Origin of the sequence: Streptomyces sp. NPDC091271 (assembly GCF_044757505.1) — a bacterium.
Lineage (GTDB): Bacteria > Actinomycetota > Actinomycetes > Streptomycetales > Streptomycetaceae > Streptomyces.
Genome location: NZ_JBIVVD010000001.1, coordinates 864,258 through 888,631 on the forward strand (window position 1 = coordinate 864,258; position 24,374 = coordinate 888,631).

22 protein-coding genes are annotated in these 24,374 nt (G+C 70.3%); 17 read left to right on the forward strand and 5 right to left on the reverse strand.

All coding sequences use genetic code 11. The annotated features are described in order from the left end of the window. Nucleotides 1–38: 38 nt before the first annotated feature. The 10 genes from ACIQM3_RS04240 (at nucleotide 39) to ACIQM3_RS04285 (ending at nucleotide 11,355) form a co-directional block, all read left to right on the forward strand. Complete coding sequence (locus ACIQM3_RS04240) at nucleotides 39–968, forward strand: ABC transporter permease (RefSeq protein ID WP_401618509.1); 930 nt, start codon at nucleotides 39–41, stop codon at nucleotides 966–968. Beyond that, complete coding sequence (locus tag ACIQM3_RS04245) at nucleotides 961–1,902, forward strand: ABC transporter permease (protein ID WP_401618511.1); 942 nt, start codon at nucleotides 961–963, stop codon at nucleotides 1,900–1,902. The genes ACIQM3_RS04240 and ACIQM3_RS04245 overlap by 8 nt, the downstream gene beginning before the upstream one ends. 11 nt (nucleotides 1,903–1,913) lie before the next feature. Next, nucleotides 1,914–2,972, forward strand: coding sequence for an ABC transporter ATP-binding protein (locus ACIQM3_RS04250; RefSeq protein ID WP_401618514.1), 1,059 nt, complete (start codon nucleotides 1,914–1,916; stop codon nucleotides 2,970–2,972). Beyond that, the gene (locus ACIQM3_RS04255; protein ID WP_401618517.1) at nucleotides 2,965–4,107 is read left to right on the forward strand and encodes an ABC transporter ATP-binding protein; all 1,143 of its coding nucleotides are present in this window, start codon (nucleotides 2,965–2,967) and stop codon (nucleotides 4,105–4,107) included. The genes ACIQM3_RS04250 and ACIQM3_RS04255 overlap by 8 nt, the downstream gene beginning before the upstream one ends. Before the next feature lie 166 nt (nucleotides 4,108–4,273). Beyond that, nucleotides 4,274–5,902, forward strand: coding sequence for an ABC transporter substrate-binding protein (locus tag ACIQM3_RS04260; RefSeq protein WP_401618520.1), 1,629 nt, complete (start codon nucleotides 4,274–4,276; stop codon nucleotides 5,900–5,902). Between the two features lie 88 nt (nucleotides 5,903–5,990). Continuing rightward, the gene (locus ACIQM3_RS04265) at nucleotides 5,991–6,914 is read left to right on the forward strand and encodes an ABC transporter permease (protein ID WP_401618523.1); all 924 of its coding nucleotides are present in this window, start codon (nucleotides 5,991–5,993) and stop codon (nucleotides 6,912–6,914) included. Further along, nucleotides 6,907–7,899 (forward strand): ABC transporter permease, encoded by a 993-nt coding sequence (locus tag ACIQM3_RS04270; protein ID WP_401618526.1) that lies wholly within the window; start codon nucleotides 6,907–6,909, stop codon nucleotides 7,897–7,899. The genes ACIQM3_RS04265 and ACIQM3_RS04270 overlap by 8 nt, the downstream gene beginning before the upstream one ends. 13 nt (nucleotides 7,900–7,912) lie before the next feature. Continuing rightward, nucleotides 7,913–8,890 (forward strand): ABC transporter ATP-binding protein, encoded by a 978-nt coding sequence (locus tag ACIQM3_RS04275; protein WP_401618528.1) that lies wholly within the window; start codon nucleotides 7,913–7,915, stop codon nucleotides 8,888–8,890. Then, nucleotides 8,880–10,016, forward strand: a complete 1,137-nt coding sequence (locus tag ACIQM3_RS04280) for an ABC transporter ATP-binding protein (protein WP_401618531.1) — start codon at nucleotides 8,880–8,882, stop codon at nucleotides 10,014–10,016. The genes ACIQM3_RS04275 and ACIQM3_RS04280 overlap by 11 nt, the downstream gene beginning before the upstream one ends. 205 nt (nucleotides 10,017–10,221) lie before the next feature. Next, nucleotides 10,222–11,355 (forward strand): hypothetical protein, encoded by a 1,134-nt coding sequence (locus tag ACIQM3_RS04285; protein ID WP_401618534.1) that lies wholly within the window; start codon nucleotides 10,222–10,224, stop codon nucleotides 11,353–11,355. A gap of 10 nt (nucleotides 11,356–11,365) precedes the next feature. Here the strand turns inward: ACIQM3_RS04285 and ACIQM3_RS04290 are convergent, their stop codons facing one another. Next, on the reverse strand, nucleotides 11,366–13,492 hold the full coding sequence (locus tag ACIQM3_RS04290; protein WP_401618537.1) for an alpha/beta fold hydrolase: 2,127 nt from the start codon (nucleotides 13,490–13,492) through the stop codon (nucleotides 11,366–11,368). Nucleotides 13,493–13,658: 166 nt separating this feature from the next. Between ACIQM3_RS04290 and ACIQM3_RS04295 the strand changes: the two genes are divergently transcribed. From ACIQM3_RS04295 to ACIQM3_RS04315, 5 genes are all read left to right on the forward strand, one after another. Next, the gene (locus ACIQM3_RS04295; RefSeq protein ID WP_014154257.1) at nucleotides 13,659–13,853 is read left to right on the forward strand and encodes a hypothetical protein; all 195 of its coding nucleotides are present in this window, start codon (nucleotides 13,659–13,661) and stop codon (nucleotides 13,851–13,853) included. Nucleotides 13,854–13,928: 75 nt separating this feature from the next. Further along, nucleotides 13,929–14,846: an N-acetyl-1-D-myo-inositol-2-amino-2-deoxy-alpha-D-glucopyranoside deacetylase gene (gene mshB, locus ACIQM3_RS04300; RefSeq protein WP_401618540.1), complete on the forward strand. Its 918-nt coding sequence runs from the start codon at nucleotides 13,929–13,931 to the stop codon at nucleotides 14,844–14,846. After that, on the forward strand, nucleotides 14,843–15,304 hold the full coding sequence (locus ACIQM3_RS04305) for a DUF6113 family protein (protein ID WP_401618543.1): 462 nt from the start codon (nucleotides 14,843–14,845) through the stop codon (nucleotides 15,302–15,304). The genes mshB and ACIQM3_RS04305 overlap by 4 nt, the downstream gene beginning before the upstream one ends. Before the next feature lie 175 nt (nucleotides 15,305–15,479). Further along, entirely contained in the window at nucleotides 15,480–17,597 is a 2,118-nt protein-coding gene (locus ACIQM3_RS04310) for a hypothetical protein (RefSeq protein WP_401618546.1), read from the forward strand. Nucleotides 17,598–17,689: 92 nt separating this feature from the next. Further along, nucleotides 17,690–18,127 carry a VOC family protein gene (locus tag ACIQM3_RS04315; protein WP_401618549.1) on the forward strand — a complete coding sequence of 146 codons (438 nt, stop codon included), beginning with the start codon at nucleotides 17,690–17,692 and terminating at the stop codon, nucleotides 18,125–18,127. Nucleotides 18,128–18,194: 67 nt separating this feature from the next. Here the strand turns inward: ACIQM3_RS04315 and ACIQM3_RS04320 are convergent, their stop codons facing one another. From ACIQM3_RS04320 to ACIQM3_RS04330, 3 genes are all read right to left on the reverse strand, one after another. Beyond that, nucleotides 18,195–19,988, reverse strand: coding sequence for a coagulation factor 5/8 type domain-containing protein (locus ACIQM3_RS04320; protein WP_401618552.1), 1,794 nt, complete (start codon nucleotides 19,986–19,988; stop codon nucleotides 18,195–18,197). Nucleotides 19,989–20,227: 239 nt separating this feature from the next. Beyond that, a complete protein-coding gene (locus ACIQM3_RS04325; protein ID WP_401618555.1) occupies nucleotides 20,228–21,076 on the reverse strand; it encodes a transglutaminase-like domain-containing protein in 849 nt (282 codons plus the stop codon). Nucleotides 21,077–21,106: 30 nt separating this feature from the next. Continuing rightward, entirely contained in the window at nucleotides 21,107–22,108 is a 1,002-nt protein-coding gene (locus tag ACIQM3_RS04330) for a GNAT family N-acetyltransferase (protein WP_401618558.1), read from the reverse strand. A gap of 117 nt (nucleotides 22,109–22,225) precedes the next feature. Here ACIQM3_RS04330 and fdxA point away from each other — a divergent pair, with 117 nt between their 5' ends. Both fdxA and dapC read left to right on the forward strand, forming a co-directional pair. After that, nucleotides 22,226–22,546, forward strand: a complete 321-nt coding sequence (fdxA, locus tag ACIQM3_RS04335) for a ferredoxin (protein WP_014154250.1) — start codon at nucleotides 22,226–22,228, stop codon at nucleotides 22,544–22,546. A 150-nt stretch (nucleotides 22,547–22,696) separates the two neighbouring features. Then, nucleotides 22,697–23,803 (forward strand): succinyldiaminopimelate transaminase, encoded by a 1,107-nt coding sequence (dapC, locus tag ACIQM3_RS04340; RefSeq protein ID WP_401618562.1) that lies wholly within the window; start codon nucleotides 22,697–22,699, stop codon nucleotides 23,801–23,803. An 82-nt stretch (nucleotides 23,804–23,885) separates the two neighbouring features. Here the strand turns inward: dapC and ACIQM3_RS04345 are convergent, their stop codons facing one another. Beyond that, the gene (locus ACIQM3_RS04345) at nucleotides 23,886–24,233 is read right to left on the reverse strand and encodes an ATP-binding protein (RefSeq protein ID WP_401618564.1); all 348 of its coding nucleotides are present in this window, start codon (nucleotides 24,231–24,233) and stop codon (nucleotides 23,886–23,888) included. Nucleotides 24,234–24,374: the final 141 nt, after the last annotated feature.

The following is a 24,374-nucleotide window of genomic DNA, read 5'->3' on the forward strand; positions in this document are numbered from 1 at the left end:
CGGCCCCTGGGCTGCTTTATCCCTAATCGGAGGCAAACATGGGGCGTTACGTCGCGCGGCGACTGCTCCAGATGATCCCGGTCTTCCTCGGGTCAACCTTGCTGGTCTTCGCCATGATGTACGCGCTGCCCGGCGACCCCGTGCGCGCGCTCGCAGGCGAACAGGCCGTCGACCCCACGCAGATCGCGGAAATGAAGAAGGAGCTCGGGCTCGACCTGCCGCTCTGGCACCAGTACTGGAACTACCTCGTGAACCTGTTCCAGGGTGATTTCGGCACACAGATCGCCAGTGGGCGACCCGTCGCCGACATCATTTCGGAAGCGTTCCCGATCACCGTCCGGCTGGCCTTGTTTGCCTTCATCTTCACGGTCGTCGTCGGTATCTCCATGGGCATCTTCGCGGGGCTGAAGGCCGATACCCTTCGCGACCGCGGTCTGCTCGTCCTGACGCTCCTGCTCATCTCGGTCCCCTCGTTCGTGCTGGGCTTCCTCGGCCAGTACTTCTTCGCCTTCCAGCTCGGCTGGGTCGAACCCAACGTGAGCCTCGAGGCGAGTTCGAGTGAGCTGATCCTGCCCGCGGTCGTCCTCGGGTCCTTGTCGCTCGCCTATGTGGCGCGACTGACCCGCACCTCGGTCGCGGAGAACCTGCGTTCCGACTACATGCGCACCGCCGTGGCCAAGGGGCTGCCGCGCCGTCGCATCATCGGCGTCCACCTGATGCGCAACTCGCTGATCCCCGTGGTCACCTTCCTCGGCACCGACCTCGGTGCCCTGCTGGGCGGCGCCGTCGTCACCGAGGGCATCTTCAACATCAAGGGCGTCGGCTACAACGTCTTCGACGCGCTCCGGCACCGCGAAGGCGCCACCGTCGTCGGCATCGTGACGCTGATCGTCGTCGTCTATCTCATCGCCAGCCTGGTCGTCGACCTGCTCTACGCGGTCCTGGACCCGAGGATCCGTTATGCCTGAGACGCTCAAGGAAGCCACCCCGGACACGCCCGGGGCCGTGGCGGCACCCGCCGCCGCCTCACCGGTCGGCAAGCCCCGCAGCCTGTGGTCGGACGCCTGGCACGACCTGCGGCGCAGCCCGCTGTTCGTCGTCTCCGCCGTCCTGATCTTCTTCCTGCTGGTGATGGCGGTATTCCCCGGCCTGTTCACCGGCGCCGACCCGCGCTACGCGGACCTGGCCCACCACTACCTGCAGAAGCCCAAGTGGGGGAACTTCTTCCAGGAGGACTGGTTCGGGTACGACATCCAGGGGCGCTCGATCTACGCGCGTGTCGTCTACGGCGCCCGTGCCTCGATCACCGTCGCCGTCGTCGTCACCGCCCTGGTCACGATCCTGGGCACCGTGGTCGGCATGCTCGCCGGTTACTTCGGCGGCTGGATCGACACGATCCTGTCCCGGGTCACCGACATCTTCTTCGGCGTGCCCTTCATCCTCGGCGCGATGGTCGTCCTGACCTCGTTCGAGGAGCGCAAGATCTGGGTCGTCATCCTTGCCCTGGCCTTCCTCGGCTGGACCCAGATCGCCCGTGTCGCGCGCGGCTCGGTGCTGACGATCAAGCAGGCCGACTACGTGATGGCGGCCAAGGCGCTCGGCGCCTCGACCACCCGCATCCTGCTCCGGCACATCCTGCCCAACGCGATCGCCCCGGTGATCGTCGTCGCGACCATCGCACTCGGCGGCTACATCTCGGCCGAGGCGACCCTGTCCTTCCTGGGCATCGGGCTCGCCGAACCGACCGTGTCGTGGGGTGTCGACATCTCCTCCGGCCAGGAGCAGCTGCGTAACGCCGCGTTCGTCCTGATCATCCCGTCGGTCATGGTGTCGATCACCGTTCTGGCGTTCATCATGCTCGGCGATGCGGTACGCAACGCCCTCGATCCCAAGCTGCGCTGAGGGAGGCGTACATGACCATCATCGACAAGACGGCGGATGTTCCTGCTCCGCGTGGTTCGAACGACGAGAGCGGCCCGCTGCTCGAAGTCCGCGATCTGCACGTGGAGTTCCACACCCGCGACGGCGTCGCCAAGGCCGTCAACGGAGTCAACTACAGCGTCAGCGCCGGCGAGACCCTCGCCGTGCTCGGCGAGTCCGGCTCCGGCAAGTCCGTGACCGCTCAGGCGATCATGGGCATCCTGGACATGCCTCCGGGTCGCATCCCCAAGGGGGAGATCTTCTTCCGCGGCCAGGACATGCTCAAGATGTCCAACGAGGAGCGCCGGCAGATCCGCGGCCGGAAGATCGCCATGATCTTCCAGGACGCGCTCTCCTCGCTGAACCCGGTCCTCTCCGTGGGCTACCAGCTCGGCGAGATGTTCCGCGTGCACCAGGGCCTCTCCAAGAAGGAGGCCAAGGCCAAGGCCATCGCACTGATGGACCGTGTGCGCATCCCGGCGGCCAAGGAGCGGGTCAACGACTACCCGCACATGTTCTCCGGCGGTATGCGCCAGCGCATCATGATCGCGATGGCGCTGGCCCTGGAGCCCGACCTGATCATCGCGGACGAGCCCACCACGGCGCTCGACGTGACCGTGCAGGCGCAGGTCATGGACCTGCTCGCGGAGCTCCAGCGCGACTTCAACATGGGCCTGATCCTGATCACGCACGACCTCGGCGTGGTCGCCGACGTCGCCGACAAGATCGCCGTGATGTACGCGGGCCGGATCGTCGAGACCGCTCCGGTCCACGAGATCTACAAGCGCCCCGCGCACCCGTACACCAAGGGCCTGCTGGAGTCGATCCCGCGCCTGGACCAGAAGGGCCAGGAGCTCTACGCGATCAAGGGCCTGCCGCCCAACCTGCTGCACGTGCCGTCCGGCTGCGCCTTCAACCCGCGCTGCACGATGGCGCAGGACATCTGCCGTACGGACATCCCGGCGCTGCGCCCGGTGACCGAGCAGGACGGCACCGAGCTGGCCGGCCGCGGCAGCGCCTGCCACTTCTGGAAGGAGACGATCCATGGCTGACCTCGACAAGGGGTCCGTGGACGCCACCCCGAACGTCACCGAAGTGGCGACGGTCAACGCGAGCACCGAGTCCGAGGCCGTCGCGGCAATCGAGGCGCCGGTCTCGCAGGGGGAGCCGATCCTCCAGGTGCGCAACCTGGTCAAGCACTTCCCGCTGACCCAGGGCATCCTGTTCAAGAAGCAGGTCGGCGCGGTCAAGGCCGTGGACGGGATCTCGTTCGATCTCTACCAGGGCGAGACGCTCGGCATCGTGGGCGAGTCCGGCTGTGGCAAGTCCACGGTCGCCAAGCTCCTGATGACGCTGGAGCGGGCCACCGCCGGTGAGGTCTTCTACAAGGGCCAGGACATCACCAAGCTGTCCGGGCGTGCGCTGAAGGCCGTGCGCCGCAACATCCAGATGGTGTTCCAGGACCCGTACACCTCGCTGAACCCGCGTATGACGGTCGGCGACATCATCGGGGAGACCTTCGAGATCCACCCCGAGGCGGCCCCGAAGGGTGAGCGGCGCCGCAAGGTGCAGGACCTCCTGGACGTCGTCGGTCTGAACCCGGAGTACATCAACCGGTATCCGCACCAGTTCTCCGGCGGTCAGCGCCAGCGCATCGGGATCGCCCGGGGCCTCGCGCTCAACCCGGAGATCATCATCTGCGACGAGCCTGTCTCCGCGCTCGACGTGTCGGTGCAGGCGCAGGTCATCAACCTGATGGAGAAGCTCCAGGACGAGTTCAACCTCTCCTACCTCTTCATCGCGCACGACCTGTCGATCGTCCGGCACATCTCGGACCGGGTCGGCGTCATGTACCTCGGCAAGATGGCCGAGATCGGTACGGACCAGCAGATCTACGACCACCCGACGCACCCCTACACCCAGGCGCTGCTGTCGGCGGTCCCCGTCCCGGACCCCGAGGCCCGCGACGGACGCGAGCGGATCATCCTCTCCGGTGACGTCCCGTCGCCGGCGAACCCGCCGTCCGGCTGCCGCTTCCGTACGCGGTGCTGGAAGGCGCAGGACAAGTGCGCCACCGAGGTGCCGCTGCTGGCGATCCCCGAGCGCTTCAAGGCCTCGGACACGCCCGCCGCGCACGAGTCGGCGTGCCACTTCGCAGAGGAGAAGGACGTCGTGCACGCGGCGTAGCACCCGATCGGTCCAGACCAGGACGCCCGGCCCCCCGCGGGGGGCCGGGCGTCCTGGCGTTCCGGTGGTTCCCGTACGGCGTACGGCGTATGCCGACATGCGACGGAGTGTCATATGGGGTGGTATGAGGCATTGAGCCACTCAAGGGAACCCTAGGAGGCACTCCATGCGCGGAGCCACACAGGCCAGGTGGGCCGCATGCGCCGTCGCGGTCGCCCTGGCGGCCACGGCCTGCGGCGGCGGGGACAGCGGTGGCGGCGGTGGCGCCGACGGGATCGTGAGCTCGTCCTGGGGAGACCCGCAGAACCCGCTGGAGCCGGCGAACACGAACGAGGTGCAGGGCGGCAAGGTCCTCGACATGGTCTTCCGCGGGCTCGTGCGCTACGACCCCAAGACGGGCGAGGCCCAGAACGAGATCGCCCAGAAGATCGAGTCGACGGACTCGCAGAACTTCACGATCACGATCAAGGACAACTGGACCTTCAGCAACGGCGAGAAGATCACCGCGAAGTCGTTCGTCGACGCCTGGAACTACGGCGCCGCTCTGAAGAACAACCAGAAGAACGCCTACTTCTTCCAGTACATCGACGGTTACGACAAGGTGCACCCGGAGTCCGGCAAGGCGTCCGCCACCACCCTCTCCGGCCTCAAGGTGGTCAACGGCACGACCTTCACGGCCAAGCTGTCGCAGAAGTTCTCGCTCTGGCCCGACACCCTCGGCTACGCCGCGTTCGTGCCGCTGCCCAAGGTCTTCTACACCGACCACGACGCCTGGCTCTCCAAGCCCGTCGGCAACGGTCCCTACACCATCGACCAGTACGCCAAGGGCTCGTCGATGAACCTGCGCCGGTGGGACGACTACCCCGGCGCGGACAAGGCGCAGAACGGCGGTATCGACCTCAAGGTCTACACCGACAACAACACCGCCTACACCGACCTGACCGCGGGCAACCTCGACCTGGTCGACGACGTGCCCGCCTCGCAGCTCAAGAACGTCCAGGCGGACCTGGGTGACCGGTACATCAACACACCCGCCGGCATCATCCAGACGCTCGCCTTCCCGTTCTACGAGAAGGCCTGGAACACCCCGGGCGCGATCAAGGTCCGCCAGGGCCTGTCGATGGCGATCAACCGGGCCCAGATCACCGACCAGATCTTCCAGAAGACCCGCACCCCCGCCTCCGACTGGACCTCGCCGGTCCTCGGCGAGGAGGGCGGCTTCAAGAAGGGCCTCTGCGGCCCCGCGTGCGAGTACGACAAGGCGGAGGCCAAGAAGCTGGTCGAGGAGGGCGGCGGCATCCCCGGCGGCCAGCTCAAGATCTCGTACAACGCCGACACCGGATCCCACAAGGAGTGGGTCGACGCGGTCTGCAACAGCATCAACAACGTCATGGGCAACAACAAGGCGTGTGTCGGCGGGCCCGTCGGCACCTTCGCCGACTTCCGCAGCCAGGTCTCCACACAGAAGCTGACCGGAGCCTGGCGCGCGGGCTGGCAGATGGACTACCCGCTGATCCAGAACTTCCTCCAGCCGCTCTACTACACCAACGCCCCGTCCAACGACGGCAAGTGGAGCAACCAGAAGTTCGACGACCTGGTCGACAAGGCCAACGCGGAGAGCGACAAGGCCAAGGCCGTCACCACCTTCCAGGACGCGGAGAAGGTGCTCGTCGAGCAGATGCCGGTCATCCCGCTCTGGTACCAGAACGGCAGCGCCGGCTACTCGGACAGGGTCGAGAACGTCTCGCTGAACCCCTTCAGCGTCCCGGTGTACGACCAGATCAAGGTCAAGTGACCCGCTGAAGCCGGGTGGCCGGTGCGGCAGCCCGCACCGGCCACCCGGCTTTCCGGTCCCTCCGCCCCCCGACCCCCGGGAGCCCCTCATGGGACGTTACGTGATCCGGCGGCTGCTGCAGATGATCCCGGTCTTCTTCGGCACCACGCTGCTGATCTTCCTCATGGTGAACGTGATGGGCGACCCCATCGCGGGCCTCTGCGGCGACCGCCAGTGCGACCCCGCGACCGCCGCCCAGCTGCGTACCGAGTTCGGCCTCGACAAGCCGGTCTGGCAGCAATACCTGACCTACATGGGCAACATCTTCACCGGTGACTTCGGCACTGCCTTCAACGGGCAGAAGGTCACGGAGCTGATGGCCACCGCCTTCCCCATCACCATCCGGCTCACCATCGTCGCGATCGTGTTCGAGATCGTCATCGGCATCAGCCTCGGCGTCGTCACCGGCCTGCGCCGCGGCCGGCCCGTCGACACCGTGGTGCTCATCCTGACCCTGGTCGTCATCGCCGTACCGACGTTCGTCACCGGCCTGCTGCTCCAGCTCCTCCTCGGCGTGGAGTGGGGGATCATCAAGCCGTCCGTCTCCTCGGAGGCCCCGGTCGACGAACTCATCGTGCCCGGGCTGGTCCTGGCCTCCGTCTCGCTGGCCTACGTCACCCGGCTCACCCGGACGTCGATCGCCGAGAACTCCCGCGCCGACTACGTCCGTACCGCCGTGGCCAAAGGCCTCCCGAGGCGCCGGGTGGTCGTGCGGCACCTGCTGCGCAACTCCCTGATCCCCGTCGTCACCTTCATCGGTACGGACGTGGGCGCCCTGATGGGCGGGGCGATCGTCACCGAGCGCATCTTCAACATCCACGGGGTCGGCTACCAGCTCTACCAGGGGATCCTGCGGCAGAACTCCCAGACCGTCGTCGGGTTCGTCACCGTCCTGGTCCTCGTCTTCCTGGCGGCCAACCTGATCGTCGACCTCCTGTACGCCGTACTCGACCCGAGGATCCGCTATGCCTGAGCAGAAGCCGTGGGACGAGACGACGGGCAGCGGCGCGATCTCGGGCGCCGGCGCGGGCGGGGCGATGGACCTCGCCATGGACGAGGGCACCACGCTGGAGAAGACGCCCGGCGGCCCCGAAGGCACCGGGCCCACCGGCAAGCCGCGCAGCCTGTGGTCCGACGCCTGGCGCGACCTGCGCCGCAACCCGGTCTTCATCATCTCCGGGCTGGTCATCCTGTTCCTGGTGATCATCTCGATCTGGCCGTCGCTGATCGCCGACCAGGACCCCCTCGACTGCGACCTGGCCAAGGCCCAGGAGGGCTCCCAGCCCGGGCACCCCTTCGGATTCGACGGACAGGGCTGCGACGTCTACACCCGCACCGTCTACGGCGCGCGGACCTCGGTGGCCGTCGGCGTCCTCTCCACCGTCGGGGTCTCGCTGCTCGGGGGCGTCCTGGGCGGCCTCGCCGGCTTCTTCGGCGGGGCGTGGGACGCCGTGCTCTCCCGCATCACGGACGTCTTCTTCGGCATCCCCGTGGTCCTCGGCGGGCTGGTCTTCCTGTCCGTCGTCACCAGCTCCACCGTCTGGCCCGTGATCGGCTTCATCGTGCTGCTGGGCTGGCCCCAGATCGCACGCATCGCCCGGGGCTCCGTCATCACCGCCAAACAGAACGACTACGTCCAGGCCGCCCGCGCGCTGGGTGCCTCGAACTCACGGATGATGCTCCGGCACATCACCCCCAACGCCATCGCCCCGGTGATCGTCGTCGCGACCATCGCCCTCGGCACGTACATCTCGCTGGAGGCGACCCTGTCGTTCCTCGGGGTGGGGCTGAAGCCGCCGGCGGTCTCCTGGGGGATCGACATCTCCGCCGCCTCCCAGTACATCCGCAACGCGCCGCACATGCTGCTCTGGCCGGCCGGGGCGCTTGCGATCACCGTGCTCGCCTTCATCATGCTCGGCGACGCGGTGCGCGACGCCCTCGACCCCAAGCTGCGCTGAGGAGTCCGCTGCCATGTTGCTCGAAGTGCGCGATCTGCACGTGGAGTTCCACACCCGGGACGGCGTCGCCAAGGCCGTCAATGGCGTCAACTACTCGGTGTCCGAGGGGGAGACGCTCGCCGTCCTCGGCGAGTCCGGCTCGGGCAAGTCCGTCACCGCCCAGGCGATCATGGGCATCCTGGACATGCCGCCCGGGAAGATCAGCGGAGGCGAGATCCTCTTCAAGGACCGCGACCTGCTGAAGCTCAGGAACGAGGAGCGCCGGCGCATCCGCGGCCAGGAGATGGCCATGATCTTCCAGGACGCGCTGTCCTCGCTGAATCCGGTCCTCAGCGTGGGCGCGCAGCTCGGCGAGATGTTCGTCGTGCACCGGGGGATGTCACGCGGCGACGCCAAGGCCAGGGCGATCGAGCTGATGGACCGGGTGCGCATCCCGGCGGCCCGGCAGCGGGTGGGCGACTTCCCCCACCAGTTCTCCGGCGGTATGCGCCAGCGCATCATGATCGCGATGGCGCTCGCCCTGGAGCCCGACCTGATCATCGCCGACGAACCGACCACCGCCCTCGACGTGACCGTCCAGGCCCAGGTGATGGACCTGCTCGCGGAGCTGCAGCGTGAGCTCAACATGGGGCTCATCCTCATCACCCACGACCTCGGCGTCGTCGCCGACGTCGCCGACAAGATCGCCGTGATGTACGCGGGCCGGATCGTCGAGACCTCGCCCGTCCACGAGATCTACAAGGCGCCGGCCCACCCGTACACCAAGGGCCTGCTGAGGTCGATCCCGCGCCTGGACCAGAAGGGCCAGGAGCTGTACGCGATCAAGGGGCTGCCGCCCAACCTGCTGCACATCCCCCCGGGCTGCGCCTTCCACCCGCGCTGCCCCATGGCGCAGGCCGTCTGCCGCACGGACGTGCCGCCGCTCTACACCGTGGACGAGAAACGCCGGAGCGCCTGCCACTTCTGGAAGGAGACGCTCGATGCACGCTGACGAGACGGGCCGCGGGGGCGGCGGTTCCACGCTCCAGGCCGAGGCGCCCGTACGCCCGTACGCCGAGGGCGACCCGATCCTGGAGGTGCGCGGGCTGGTCAAGCACTACCCGCTGACCCGGGGCGTCCTCTTCAAGAAGCAGGTCGGCGCGGTCAAGGCCGTCGACGGTGTGGACTTCGACCTCGCGGCGGGCGAGACGCTCGGCATCGTGGGGGAGTCCGGCTGCGGCAAGTCGACCGTCGCCAAGATGCTCGTCCACCTGGAGCCGCCGACCGGGGGCGCGATCCGCTACAAGGGCGAGGACATCACCAAGCTGTCCGGGCGTGCGCTGAAGGCCGTCCGCCGCAACATCCAGATGGTGTTCCAGGACCCGTACACCTCGCTGAACCCGCGTATGACGGTCGGCGACATCATCGGGGAGCCCTACGAGATCCACCCCGAGGTGGCGCCCAAGGGGAGTCGCCGGCAGAAGGTGCAGGACCTGCTCGACGTCGTCGGTCTGAACCCGGAGTACATCAACCGGTATCCGCACCAGTTCTCCGGCGGCCAACGCCAGCGCATCGGGATCGCCCGGGGCCTCGCGCTGAACCCCGAGATCATCGTCGCCGACGAACCGGTCTCCGCGCTCGACGTGTCCGTCCAGGCCCAGGTCGTCAACCTGCTGGACCGGTTGCAGACCGAATTCGACCTGAGCTTCCTCTTCATCGCGCACGACCTGTCGATCGTCCGGCACATCTCCGACCGCGTCGGCGTCATGTACCTCGGCAGGATCGTAGAGATCGGCACGGACGAGGAGATCTACGACCACCCGACACACCCGTACACCCAGGCGCTGCTGTCGGCCGTCCCGGTGCCCGACCCGACGGCCCGTGATCACCGCGAGCGGATCATCCTCCACGGTGACGTGCCCTCACCGGCGAACATCCCGTCCGGCTGCCGCTTCCGCACCCGGTGCTGGAAGGCGCAGGAGCGGTGCGAGCTGGAGGTGCCGCTGCTCGCGGTCCCGGCGGTGTTCCGGGACACGGGGACACCGGCCCGGCACGACTCGGCGTGCCACTTCGCCGAGGAGAAGCAGGTGGTGCCGCCGGAGGACCTGCGGGAGACTCCCGAGGGTGACAAAGGATGATAAATGAGCCTCATGTCGTTAACACAGAGGCAACTTGACCGTCGTCACACCGATATACGGACCTCCCACCATAGAGAGCGTACGGCCGTGCGGGTGCCGTGAACCGGCCGGGGCGTTCATCACGTCGCCCCGGCCGGTTACCCTTTCCCGCCCTGCCCCACAGGTCCCCTTGTCCATCGGCGGACCGCGGTGGAGTATCGCCGGTGTGATACTCACACGGGGAGCCAGAATCACCGGAGCGGTGCTGTGCGCCGTGCTCGCGGCCGTCGTCGCGGGATGGATCGTGCGGGATCTCCGGGCCGTCGGCGACGTATCGGTCCTGCTGCGTTACTGGGCCGGTTACACGGACGGCTGGCCGAAGGAACTGCCCGCCACCCTGCAGGCCGATCCGGTGCTGCTCGTCGTCTACGTCCTCGCCCTGATCGCCGCGCTGCGCTCCTCGGTCGCCGCGTCCACACTGGTCGCCACCGGCCTGATCACGCTCGTCCTGCGGCTGCCGGGCGTCTGGATCATCGGATCGTCCTGGATGGACGGGCGGTTCGACGACGAACTGCGCACCCGCGCCCTCATCGGCACCTTCGTCGCCCTGGCCGCCGGCCTCGCCCTCGTCGTCACCGGAGCCGCGGGCCGCAGACAGCCCGTCGACTCCTACGACTCCCACGAGCCACTGCCCACCCGGCCGGGACGCGGCGCCGGGGTCACGGCCTTCCTGGTGCTCGGCACCTCGGGGGCGGTCCTGATCGCCTGGGAGATCCGCCAGCTCTTCACGCTGCCGGACTCGGTCTATCCCGCCTGGTACATCGGCGGAAAGGCCCTCACGCTGGGGCTCACCGCCACCCCGCCCGGCTGGAGCAGCATCGCGCTCGGGACGGTCTGCCTGGTGGTGGCCTGGACCGCGCTCCTCCGCGCCGTCCACGCCCGTCCGCTCGGCATGATCGCCGCCGGGTTCCTGCTGGTCTCCGGCGCCTGCGGAATCGCCCGCGTCCTCCACAACGGGTGGCTGGAGGACTTCGGCGGGGCGCCGGTCGAGCAGCAGCTCAGCATGGGCACCTCGTTCCTCCTCGCCTTCGCCGGGGCCGCGGCACTCCTCGTCCTGGCGCGCAGGGGCCTCGATAGCCCCGACGGACAGAACGAGGGGTACGGCGGCTACGGCTATCCGCAGTCCGGGGCGGCGGGTTACGGCTATCCGCAGGCGGGGGCGCCCGGTTACGGCTATCCGCAGGCCGGGGCGCCCGGTTACGGCTATCCGCAGACCGGCACGCCTCCTTACGGCTACCCGCAGAGCGGCGGCGGGCCGGGCAGTCCGCCGCCGCCCGCGTCCCCGCCGCCCGGCTGGTGACGGCCGGGGCCTACGCCCGGAGCAGCCCCAGGGACCGCCGGAGGAAGTCCACCTGGAGCAGCAGAAGGTTCTCGGCCACCTGCTCCTGCGGGGTCATGTGCGTCACCCCGCTCAGCGGCAGCACCTCGTGCGGGCGTCCGGCGGACAGCAGCGCGGACGAGAGTCGCAGCGCGTGGGCGACCACCACGTTGTCGTCGGCCAGACCGTGGACGATCATCATCGGCCGCACCGTGTCAGCGGGCTCGGAGAGTCCCTCGTCCGTGACCAGGGAGTTGCGGGCGTACACCTCGGGCCGGGTCGCGGGGTCGCCGAGATAGCGCTCGGTGTAGTGGGTGTCGTACAGCCGCCAGTCCGTCACCGGAGCGCCGACGACGGCCGCGTGGAAGACATCGGGGCGCCGCAGCACCGCGAGCGCCGAGAGGTAGCCGCCGTACGACCAGCCGCGCATGGCCACCTTGGAGAGATCCAGCGGGAAGCGCCCGGCCAGGGCGTGCAGCGCCTCGACCTGATCGTCGAGGGTGAGCGTGAGATCGTCCCGCACCGCCTTCTCCCAGCCCGGCGAACGGCCGGGCGCGCCCCGGCCGTCCGCGACGATCACGGCGAAACCGTGGTCCGCGAACCACTGGGACGTGAGGTGCGGATTGTGGGCCGCGACCACCCGCCGGCCGTGCGGGCCGCCGTAGGGATCCATCAGGACCGGGAGCGGTCCGTCCGATTCCTTGTATCCGGTGGGGAGCAGCACGGCGCACGGGATCCGCCGTGCGCCCCCCTCCGTCAGCCGGACGTTCGCGGTCAGGACCGGCTCCTGGGCGAGATTCGCCACATCGGCGATCCGCTTGCCGTCCCGCAGCACCCGCACGGCCGTGCCGGGGTGCTCCAGGGACGCCGACACCAGCACCGTCACACCGCCCGCGCGCACCGCGGAGTGCACCCCGGAGCCCTCGCTGACGCGTTCCACGCCCAGCTCGTTGACCCGGTACACATGGCTCTGCCCCGTCTCCGGATCCGCCGCGCCCTCACCCGCGGTCGCCTGCACCAGGATGTCGGACTCCCCGATGTCCAGCACCGCCTGGATGTGCAGCTGGTCGCCGGTCAGCGGCCGGTCGCCGGCCGAGAGCACCCGCGCGCCCCCCTCGTCGGCGACCCGCACGAGCCGCCCGTCGGGCGCCCAGGCGGGCACCCCGGCGAAAAGATCAAGCCACACGCCGTCCTCGTCGACGTGCACCGTGCGGGTCGCGCCGCTCTCCGTGTCGACGGCCAGATACAGCTGACTACGCTGGTCACGGGCCTGCACCAGAAGCAGCGGGGCGCCGTGCGAGGACCAGTGCACCCGCGCCAGATAGGGGAAGCGGGACCGGTCCCAGACAACCTCCGTGCGGGTCCCGTCCAGGCCCATCACGAAGAGCCGCACCTCGGCGTTGGCCGTCCCCGCCGCCGGATAGGCCACCTCGGCCGGCTTGCTCCCGGGGTGTGCCGGATCGGCGATCCACCACCGCTGTACGGCGCTGTCGTCGGCCCGGGCGACCAGCAGGCGGTCCGAGTCCGGCGACCACCAGAAACCGCGGTAGCGGCTCATCTCCTCGGCCGCGACGAACTCCGCGAGGCCGTACGAGGTGTGCGCGTCCTCCGGCTCCGCGACCGGCCGGTCACCGTCGCCCTCCGCCCCCACCACGCGCAGCGCGCCCCGTGTCACGTAGGCGATGTGCCGGCCGTCGGGGGAGGGGCGCGGGTCGATCACCGGACCCGGTACGGGCAGGGCGCGTGCCGTGCCCGCCCTCAACTCGGCGACGTACGCCTTCCCGGAGAGCGCGAAGGCCGCCAACTCGGCCGCGCCGTCCACCGCGTAGCCCACGATGCCCGCCGAGCCCTCCCGGGTCCGCTCGCGCCGTGCCCTCTCCTGGGGCGACAGCTTCTCCGCCGAACCGCCCAGCAGGGTGTCGGGATCGGCCGCGATCCGCTCCTCGCCCGTCCCGGTGTCCAGCACCATCAGCCGGTTCGTCCGGTCGGTGCCGGAGGCAGACCGGAGGAACAGCACCCGCGTCCCATCCGGTGAGACGGTGAAGGCGCGAGGTGCGCCGAGGGTGAACCGCTGGGTCCGGGCGTGCTGGCGGGGAAAGGTCAACTTCTGCGAGGTCATGGCCCCGAACCTAGCTCCCGACGGCCGGTCCGTGCGCCCCTCGTGCTGCTGTGCCCCGATCAATGCGTCGGCACGGATAGTTATGATCCGTAGCGCTCGGTGGGTATGAACCTGCTGGCTCCATGTGTGCTGCCTGTCCCGACCGTACTGATGGAGGTGAACCGCCGTGGCACTCTCGATTTCGGCGGTGGTGCTGCTGGCGATCGTCGTCTTCCTGCTGATCCGGAAATCCGGACTGAAGGGCGGACACGCGGTGGTCTGCATGTTGCTCGGCTTCTACCTCGCGAGCTCGTCGATCGCCCCGACCATCTCGGAGGTGACGTCGAACGTGGCAGGCATGATCGGGGGCATCAAGTTCTGAACGTGTACCCCGCCGGGCGCCCCCGACACCGTGGGGCGTTCGGCGGGTGGGCCGGCCTGCTCGTAGGGTGGCCCCATGAAGGACCTCCCCGCCCGCCGTCTGCTCCTGGTGCACGCGCACCCCGACGACGAGTCGATCAACAACGGCGCCACCATGGCCAGGTACGCGGCCGAGGGCGCCCACGTCGCCCTCGTGACGTGCACCCTCGGCGAGGAGGGCGAGGTCATCCCGGCGGACCTCGCGCATCTCGCCGCCGACCGGGAGGGCGGACTGGGCGACCACCGCATCGGCGAACTCGCCGCCGCGATGCGGGCGCTCGGGGTCGGCGACCACCGGTTCCTGGGAGGCCCCGGCCGGTTCCGTGACTCCGGCATGATGGGCACCGAGCAGAATCACCGGCCCGGTGCCTTCTGGGCCGCCGACCTCGACGAGGCGGCCGGCCACCTCGTCGAGGTGATCCGCTCGCTGCGCCCCCAGGTCCTCATCACGTACGACCCCGACGGCGGCTACGGCCACCCGGACCACATCCAGGCGCACCGCGTCGCGATGCGCGCGGCGGACCTGGCCGCGGATCCCGCGTACGACGCCGACGCCGGAGCCCCGCACACCGTCGCCAAGATCTACTGGAACCGGGTACCCCGCTCCGTGGCCGAGGCGGCCTTCACGCGGCTGCGGGAGACCGCCCCCGACGCCTTCCCGGGGATCGCCGCGGTCGACGACGTGCCCGGTGTCGTGGACGACGCGGGGATCACGGCGGAGATCGACGGTTCGGCGTACGCCGCGGCGAAGACCGAGGCCATGCGGGCGCACGCCACCCAGATCGCCGTGGACGGACCGTTCTTCGCTCTTTCGAACGACTTGGGGCAGCCCCTTTTCACCACCGAGTACTACGAGTTGGTGCGGGGCGCCCCGGGCGGGGACGACGGTTCCCGCGAGCACGACCTCTTCGCGGGCGTGCCGGACGCGGCCCTCGCACCAGGAGCACAGGCATGAGCAGCAGGCAGAGGCCACGCGCCTCGTCGGAGGCACCGCGCACCAACGCCCCGCCGAGGAGCCCCGCGCCCACGGGTCTCGCCGCGCCCCCGAACCCCGCGCGGATCCCCCTGTACGTGGGGCTCGCGGTGCTCGGCGCGGTCGTCGGGATCGCGGGCACCCTCGTCCAGGCGGCCCTGTTCCCGGGCGGGTTGCTGCTCGCCCTCGCGGCGTCGGCGGGTCTGTTCTACGGCGGCCGGGTGCTGACAGGGACACAGCTCGGCGCACTGGCACCGGCGGTGGGCTGGTTCATCGCCGTCGTGGTCCTTCTCGGCGGGCGGCCCGAGGGCGACTACGTCTTCGGCCAGGAGCTCGGCCTGGCGCTCTTCATGCTCGGAGGGACGGCCGTCGCTGTGATGTGTGCCACGATGTCGCGGCTGCCGTATCCGGCCGGCGACCCCGGCCGAACCGGCACGTGATGTGGTATGTCCGCTCCCGGATTGCCCCTCCGCGCGGTGATGGGTGCATCCTTGTTCCCCCCGGGCGCGGAGAGTCTTACGGTGGCGGCCAGTATGGTGGTGCGCGCGCCGAGCCGTCCCCTGGCCTGCGGCATGGGGGAAGTACGGGCGGCGGAGCCAATCGGGAGAACCTGCTTTGAGTCGTGAAACTGACAGTTCGTCCTCCGGGCCCCAGGGGCGCGGAGGAGCCGCGTACCCGTCGGGTACGCCGCCGTACGGATCACGCCAGTATCCGTCGCTGCACCCGTCCCAGGACGGGCCGGAGGAGACTCCGGAGCCTGCGGATCCGCCTCAGCCCGAGGAGCCCAGAACAGAGACGACGCTGACGACGCGTATCCGGATCAACATCCCGGGCTCGCGTCCGATCCCGCCTGTCGTCATGCGTACGCCGATGAGTGACGCGTCCGCCGACCGCCCGGACCCCGAGCGCACGGGCTCCGCCCCGAGGCCCGGCGCACCCGTGCCGTCGTCCGGTGGAGCGCCCGCTCCCGGCCCGGACGCGCGTGACGGCCGCCCGACTGCCGACGTCCCGGCCGAGAAGCCGGCCAGGGAGAAGAGCGGCAGCGACTGGTTCGCCCCGCGCAAGGCCCCGGGTGCGGGCGCCGCACCCGCGGCCTCGGCTTCGGGCGCGCCCGGCCAGGGTTCCGGCCCCGGTCAGGGCCCGGGTCCCGGCGCTGGGCAGGGCCCGGGCCAGGGCCCCGGTGGTGGATCCGCCGGCGGTCCCTCCGGCGCGGGCCGTGGCCCTACGCCGCCCCGCCCGGACGCGCCGTACTTCCCCGACGGTCCGCAGCAGCCCGGCGACCGGGGCGGCGCGCCCCGTCCGGGCCGCAGCGCCCTCGACGACCTCGACTCCGGTCCTCGGTCCACGCCGAACCCCGGCATGCGGCCGCCCGCCGGGCCGGGTCCCTCCGGGCCCACCACCGGCCCGGTCACCGGGACTTCGTCCCTGACGCCGAACCTCGACCGTCTTCCTGGCGGACCCGGCGGACCCGGCCAGGCACCTGGCGGCCCGTCCGGCCCCCGGCCCGGCGGCCCCGGCGGCGTACCCCCGCGGATGTCGGACGACACCGCGATCCTGACGCCGCAGGCTCCCGCCCCGGTTCCCGGGTCCGGCTCCGGCGGCCATGTCTCCGGCGACACGCTCACCAGCGGTATCCCCGTCATCCCCGCGGAGCCCCGTTCGGCGTTCCCGGGCGGGCCCGGCGGGGTCCGGCCGCCCGAGGGCCCCATGGGCGGCGGACCGGTGGACGAGGGCGCCCCGGCGCCCGCTCCCCGGCCCGCTCCGAAGGCCGCGGCGCCCGCAAGGAAGGGCCGCTCCAAGCTGGTCCTGCTGTGCGTGGCAGTCGTCGTGCTGCTCGGCATCGCCTACGGCGCCGGCCTGTTGATGAACCACTCCGAGGTCCCCAAGGGCACCACCGTGCTCGGCGTCGACATCGGCGGCGGCACGAAGGAGGAGGCGGTCACCAAGCTCGAGGCCGCCCTCGGCAAGCGCGCTCAGGCGCCTCTGCAGTTGTCCGTGGACGGCAAGGAGGAGAAGCTCGCCCCCGACAAGGCCGGCCTCACCCTGGACAGCCAGGAGACCGTCCGTGGCGCCGCGGGCAGCGACTACAACCCGGTCTCGGTGATCGGCTCCCTCTTCGGCGGGGCACGTCCCGCCGACCCGGTGATCCCGGTCGACGAGGAGAAGCTCGGGGTCGCGCTGACCGACCTGGCGGGCGTCTCCGGCTCCGCCAACGACGGCACGATCAAGTTCGAGCCGAACAAGGCCGTGGCCGTCCCCGGCAAGTCGGGGAAGTCGCTGGACGTCAACCGGTCGATGATCTCCGTCCGCGACGCCTATCGCGCGCAGGTCCAGACCGGTGAGCCGGCCGTCGTCGAACTGCCGGTGGCCGCCACCGAACCCACGATCACCCAGGCCGAACTGGACCGGGCGATGAAGGACTTCGCCGAGCCTGCGATGTCCGGTCTGGTCACCATCAAGGCAGGGCCCAAGCAGATCGACTTCGGCCCCGCGAGGTCCCTGCCGCAGATCCTGTCCATGAAGCCGGTCGACGGCAAGCTGGTCCCCGTCTACGACAGGGAAGCGATCGACACCCTGCTGGACGGCGTCTTCGACGGCATCATGATCACCAAGGGGGACGGGAAGAAGCACCAGGTCAGCTCGACCGACGTGGCCCAGGCCATGCAGGGCGCGCTGCTCGGCAAGACCCCCGCGGAGCGCACCGTCGCGATCGACCTGACCGGCGCGGGCTGACCGGACGCGACACACCCGCACGACCCGCCCCCGCCCGGATCTCCGGGCGGGGGCGGCCGTCGTACGTCCCGGCACGCAGAGGAGACGGAATCATGTCCACCCCGTGGAGTCTGACGATCGACTGCGCGCACCCGAAAGTACTGGCGGGATTCTGGGCGTCGGCGCTCGGGTACGTGGAGAAGCCGCCGCCCGCCGGATTCGGCAGCTGGGAGGAGTGGTTCGCCCACCACGACGTCCCGGAGGAGGAGTGGGACGACGGTGCCTATCTGTCGGACCCGGACGGCACGGGCCCGAGCCTGTCCTTCCTGAAGGTCCCGGAGCCCAAGACGGCGAAGAACCGCCTGCATCTCGACGTGCAGGCGGGCGGTGGCCGCGAGACACCGTGGGAGACCAGGTGGCCGCGGGTGGCCGAGGCCGTGGAGCGGCTGACGGCCGCCGGCGGCACGGTGATCCGGGTGCACGAGTTCCAGGGGCGTCCGGATCATGTGGAGATGGCCGACCCGGAGGGCCATGAGTTCTGCGTGGTCTGAACGGGACGCGTGACCGGACGGGACAGGGCCCGGCCGCACTCGCGGCCGGGCCCTGCCTCCCCCCGGTCTACGGGAAGGACACCACCTGGGACGGGATGGTGTCCGTACCGGATGTGGGGGATCCGGTGTCGTTGATGACGTGGTCGTACTGTCCCTGGCCGCCGAGGGAGACGACGAGCAGGTCGTGGAACTTGACTCCGGGTTTCACCGGGGCCTGGAAGCCGTGCTGCTGGCGGATGGTCGGGTCGACGTTGAAGTAGCAGTAGCTGCCCATGCCCCAGCCCTCGTGGGTGGTGACGGAGTCGGCCACCTTGTAGGCGGCGTAGCCCTTGATGTCGCCGTTCTGGATGGCGGCCTGGTTGGGGGCGTCGTAGGCCTTCTCGTTCTGGAAGAAGATCGTCTTCCCGTTCTCGCCGTACCACTGGACGTCGTACTTGTTGAAGTGTTCGACGAACAGCCCGGTGGCCAGTACGTCGTCGCCGTTGACCCGGAGGCCGTAGTCGGAGCGGTTGGTCTCCCAGCCGACCCCGTCGCCGTGGTCGGCGCGCCACAGCCAGGTGTGGTCGATGATCGTGTCGTCGCTGTTGACCACCATTCCGGTGGTCGCCTTGCCGGCGCCCGCCCCACCGACCCGGACGAAGACGTCCTGGAGGCTGGTCGGGTTCGCCGAGTGGTCGGCCGCCGCGCCCTCGGGGCCGACCTCGATGAGCGTCTCGGAGTTGGTCTGTCCCGCGTCGACCAGGAGTCCTGCGAGCTTGACGCCGTCGACGTCGCCGACCTTGATCGCGGTCACCCCGTTGTCCGGGATGATCGTGGCGAGCCCCAGGCCGAGGGCGACCGTGTCGGCGCGGTCGATCTCGATGGGCTCGTCGACGTGGTAGACACCGGGCGTGAACAGCAGGTGCAGGCCCTGGTCCACGGCCGCGTTGATCGTCTGGGCGGTCGCGCCCGGCTTCACCACGTAGAACTGGTCGAGGGGGATGGACTCACCCTCGGGGGTTCCGTCGGCCCAGGTAGTGCCCCGTGCGTTGGTGCGCTTTGCGGGGACGAAGACCTTGTAGGCGTTGCCGTCGAGGTAGAGGAAGGGCTTCTCGCGGGAGACCGGGGTGGTGTCCAGCGTGGTGTACGGCGGCTCGGGGAAGCTCTGGGCGGGGGCGCCCTCGACGCCGGAGAACGTCATGTTCCAGACGCCGTTGCCCCAGCTGCCGATGGAGCTGTCGCGGGTGTACCACTGCTGCTGCGAGTAGGGGCCTACCTGGCCGTCGATCTTGCTGTCGGCGATGTAGCCGCCGCTGGCCCAGCCGTAGCCGTTCGGGGCGAGGTTGAGGCCGCCCTTGACGTGCATACGGCGGAAGGGGGCGGCCTGGGAGACGGCCCAGCGGTTGGTGCCGCTGACCGGGTTGAGGGCGAGGTTCTCGGCCGAACGCCAGAAGTTCTGGGTGGCGTTGCCGTTGAACCAGCCGGCGTCCACGGTGACATCGCCGTTGAAGGTGGTGTCGTCGGGGTTCAGGCCGAGTCCGGCGATCGAGGTGTAGAAACCGATCTGGGCGTTGATGTTGTCGTACGTGCCCGGCTTGAACATCAGCGCGTAGCGGTCGGTGCCGAACTGGTTCGACTCCTGCTTCTTGAAGACCTCGTCGACCTTGCCCTGGATGTCCGGGGTCGAGGGGTCGAAGACCAGCACGTTGGGGCCGAGGTCACCACCGCCGGGGACCTCCTGGGCCTCTTCACCGAACGCCGACTGGGCTGTGGGGAAGGCCATGAGCAGCGAAACGGCGAGCGCGGCGAAGCCGAGCGCCCTGGACCGGTGGGGTCGGCGAGGGGCGGTGGGGGGCGCGGAACTCGTGGGGGGAGCTTGCATGGATGACGTCTCCTGGGTCGTGGTACGGGTGCACGACGGAACCTCGAGAGAGGCGAGAGAGCGCTCTCTCGTGTCGCCGATGTAACCGCTGTCGCCCTGGACACGTCAAGAGGTGTGCGTCAGGAGCCTCGGCCGATCGCCGAACGGGCAACAAATGGCCTGAGCTGTACGGCAATTGAGGCGCTTTGCGTGCAGACGGCGCTCCCTGTGAGTTCACAGGGTGACCGCAGGGGGAAGGCCTAGTTCAACAGCGCTCTGGCGGCCTGGGCGCGGTGGCGGATGGCCTCGGCCGCCGTCGGCTCGATGCCGTCGACGATCTCGGCGTACTCGTCCATCTCCGCCGCCCCCCGCAGGAACTCCCCGCGCTGCACGAGGAGCTGGGCCCGCTCGTAGCGGAGTCTGGCCGGGTGCGAGGGCAGCAGCAGGGAGAGTTCGAGGGCCCACAGCGCCACGTCCGTACGCTCGGGGCGTGCCGCCGCCCAGGCCCGGACGTTGTTCAGGATCCGCAGCACCGTCTCCAGGGGCCTGGCGGGCACCGGCATCGCCGCCGCCGGCTCCCCGGTCATCCCCGTCACCATCAGATCCGCGTCCTCGCCGCTCAGGGGCGCACCGCCGGCGAAGGGGTCGGCCAGCACCCGCTCGGCCGGGTCGCCGAAACCAACCACGTAATGGCCGGGGAGGGCCAGCCCGTAGACGGGCGCCCCGGCCCTCCGCGCGACCTCGATCCAGACCACGGACAGCAGGATGGGCAGCCCCCTGCGGCGCCGCAGCACCTGCTGGAGCACCGACGAGTCCAGCCGCTGGTAGTCCTGGGACGAGCCCGCGAAACCGCGGCGCTCGCCGAGCAGTCCGGCCAGTGCGGACGCCCACGAGCGGGCGTCGCGGGCTCCGTACGGCAGGAGGCCGGCCAGCCGGTCCAGCTCGATCTGCGCCGCGTCGATGCCGTGGGGATCGGCGTCCCCGGGTGACGGAGGTGCGGCCTCCGCACCGAGCAGCAGGCAGAGCAGCGCGAGGTCGGGCCGTTCGGCGCGCGCCTCCTCGGCGAACCGCCGTCGTCGTTCGGCCGTGCCGGGATCCTCGGCGCTCATGTGTGCACGTCCCCCTTGCTGCTCTCCCCGCTACGCGGGCCGGAAGTGGTGGTAGCTGTGGTGGGTGGCGAAGCCCATGCCGTCGTACAGCGCACGGGCACCTTCATTGTCCGCCTCCACCTGTAGCCACGCGGCCGAGGCGCCCTCGTCCAGCGCCGTGCGGGCCAGCGCCGTCATGACGGCCGTCGCGAGACCGCGGCGCCGGTGCTCCGGGCCCACCTCGACGGCCATGAACCCCGCCCAGCGGCCGTCCACCACGCAGCGCCCGATCGCGGCGGGCACCCCCGCCGGACCCTCGCCCGGGACGGAGGCGAACCACACCGAAGGCCCGCTGCCCAGCACTTCCAGCACATGGGGCCCCGGGGTCTCGAAACGCTGGTACCGGGAGAGCCACGCCTCGTCCGGCTCACGGGCCATCCGTACGGCGGAGATGTCCGCGTCCAGGTCCCCGACGGGGGCGAGCGCCGCGATCCGCACCTCGGCGGTCACCTCGCGCCGCCACCCGTGCTCCTCCAGGTCCGCGCAGAGCGTCTCCTGCGTGCCCTCGGCGCCCGTGGCGGTCTGGACGTAGGCGGGCAGGCCCCGTTCCCCGTACCAGCGGCGGACACGCCCGAGCGCCTCGCCGATCGGGAGACCCGGATCGCCGAGCGGCAGCACGGAGTTGGCGCGGCGGGTGAATCCGCCTGCGGCGCGCAGCCGCCAGTCGCCCAGGAGTTCGCTCTCGACGGGCTCCCAGGCGCGCGCGGTAGCCCGGGCGAGTTCGCCGAACGACGCGGCGGGGCCGCGGCGGCGAGCCGGGGCCGGGGGCACCACCTTGCCCGCCACCAGCGTCGATTCCGCGATGCGGATACTCTCGCCGTTCTTCGTCGTGACCGACAGCACTCCGCCGTCCCACGATGTGAGAACCCCGACCGTGTCGGTGAACTTCGCGCCCTCCCCCCGCACGCCGGCGGCGCGCCGCAGGGATACGCGTTTGCCCACGTCAGCAGGGGTTATGCGAACCTCGAGCCGTCCGCCCATGGTGAATTCCACAGCTCTGTCTGCCCCTCCTGTTCGGATCGTGCCCCGGAACGGAGATACTAGGGGCGGGCATCGACGACGCCGCGCTCCCGCGCGAGAGCCAACGCCCTACCGAGGAGGAACGACAGCGTGACCTACGTCATCGCGCAGCCTTGTGTCGACGTGAAGGACAAGGCCTGCATCGAAGAGTGCCCCGTCGACTGCATCTACGAGGGCTCCAGGTCCTTGTACATCCATCCGGACGAGTGTGTCGACTGTGGAGCCTGTGAGCCGGTCTGCCCGGTCGAGGCCATCTTCTACGAGGACGACACCCCGGAGGAGTGGAAGGACTACTACAAGGCGAACGTCGAGTTCTTCGACGACCTCGGCTCGCCGGGTGGCGCCTCCAAGCTGGGGCTCATCGAGCGCGACCACGCGTTCATCGCCGCGCTGCCGCCGCAGAACCAGTAACGGCCTCACCCGCGGCAGGGAGTGAGCCGGCTCCCTGCCGCGGGTAAGCCGCCGGCGGCACGAGCGCCGCCCGGTCCCGTACGGCTTGTCACCGTGCGGGGCCGAGGCGTTTCCCGGCCGCCACGCCCCCGTACGAGAAAGCAGAGCTCCGTGTCCGCAGCAGTTCCCGTCTCCTCCCGTCTCCCGGTCTTCCCCTGGGACAAGCTGGCGCCCTACAAGGCCACGGCCGTGGCCCATCCGGACGGCCTCGTGGACCTGTCGGTCGGTACGCCGGTCGACCCGGTGCCCGAGCTGATCCAGCGGGCGCTGATCGCCGCGGCGGACAGCCCCGGCTATCCGACGGTGTGGGGGACCGAGGCGCTGCGTGACGCGCTGACCGGCTGGGTGGAGCGCAGGCTCGGCGCGGCGGCCGGTGTGACACACGAGAACGTGCTGCCGGTCGTAGGCTCCAAGGAGCTGGTCGCCTGGCTGCCGACCCAGCTCGGTCTCGGCGCGGGCGACAAGGTCGCCTACCCTCGGCTCGCCTACCCGACGTACGAGGTCGGCGCGCGGCTCTGCGGCGCCGAGCCCGTCGTCTACGACGACCCGACGGAGCTGGACCCGGAGGGCCTGAAGCTGCTCTGGCTCAACTCCCCGTCCAACCCGACCGGCCGCGTCCTGCCGAAGGACGAGCTGATCCGGATCGTCGCCTGGGCGCGCGAGCACGGGGTGCTGGTCTTCAGCGACGAGTGCTACCTCGAGCTCGGCTGGGAGGCCGAGCCCGTCTCCGTGCTCCACGCGGACGTCTGCGGCGGCACGTACGAGGGTGTCGTCGCCGTGCACTCGCTCTCCAAGCGTTCCAACCTGGCCGGTTACCGCGCGGCCTTCGTCGCGGGCGACGCGGCCGTCCTCGGCGAGCTGCTCCAGATCCGCAAGCACGGCGGGATGATGACCCCGGCCCCGGTCCAGGCGGCGACCGTCGCGGCGCTGGGCGACGACACGCACGTGGCGGAGCAGCGGGAGCGCTACGCGCGGCGGCGCACGGTGCTGCGGGCCGCGCTGGAGGCCCATGGCTTCCGGATCGAGCACAGTGAGGCGAGCCTCTACCTCTGGGCCACGCGCGACGAGCCCTGCTGGGAGACCGTGGCGCGTCTGGCGGAGCTCGGCATCCTCGTGGCGCCGGGCGACTTCTACGGGCCGGCCGGCGACCGCTTCGTACGGGTGGCCCTGACGGCCTCGGACGAGCGTGTGGACGCCGCGGTCAAGAGGCTTTCCTAGGGACTCAGTACGCCGAGGGGCCTCGGGAGTGCGCACTCCCGAGGCCCCTCCGTGCGCCCGTGACGGCGAGTGTTCCGGCGGATCAGCCGATCGGCAGGCCCTTGGTCGGCAGGCTCTTGGTCGGGAGGGTGTCCTCCGTCAGCTCGCCGTCCGCCACGGTGCCGGCCTTCTCAAGGGTCTTGCCCGCGGCGGGAAGGGTCGTGCCGACCACCTTGCCGCCGGTCTCGTTCGCCACCTCGGAGCCCTGCTTCGAGGTGGAGTCCAGCGTGCTGCTGAGTCCGGCGCCGTCGAGCGAGGTGAGGCCGCCGAGCGCGGGGGTCTGCGGGAGCCCCGCGGCACCCGCGGCACCGGCCGCGCCGACCACAGGGGCCGCACCCGCGGCGATCAGCAGTGCGGCACGGGCGATCCGGCGGGTCAGGGGGAGGGACATGATGCTCCTTCGACGGGACGTCAACGGTTACGCGGCGGATGTGGAATCCGCCTGTCCGGTGATCGGACGCACTGAACAACCGGTCCGGGGGCGGGGAAGGTTGCGGGGCACCGAGGTAAAGACTGGGTAATGCGTCGGATA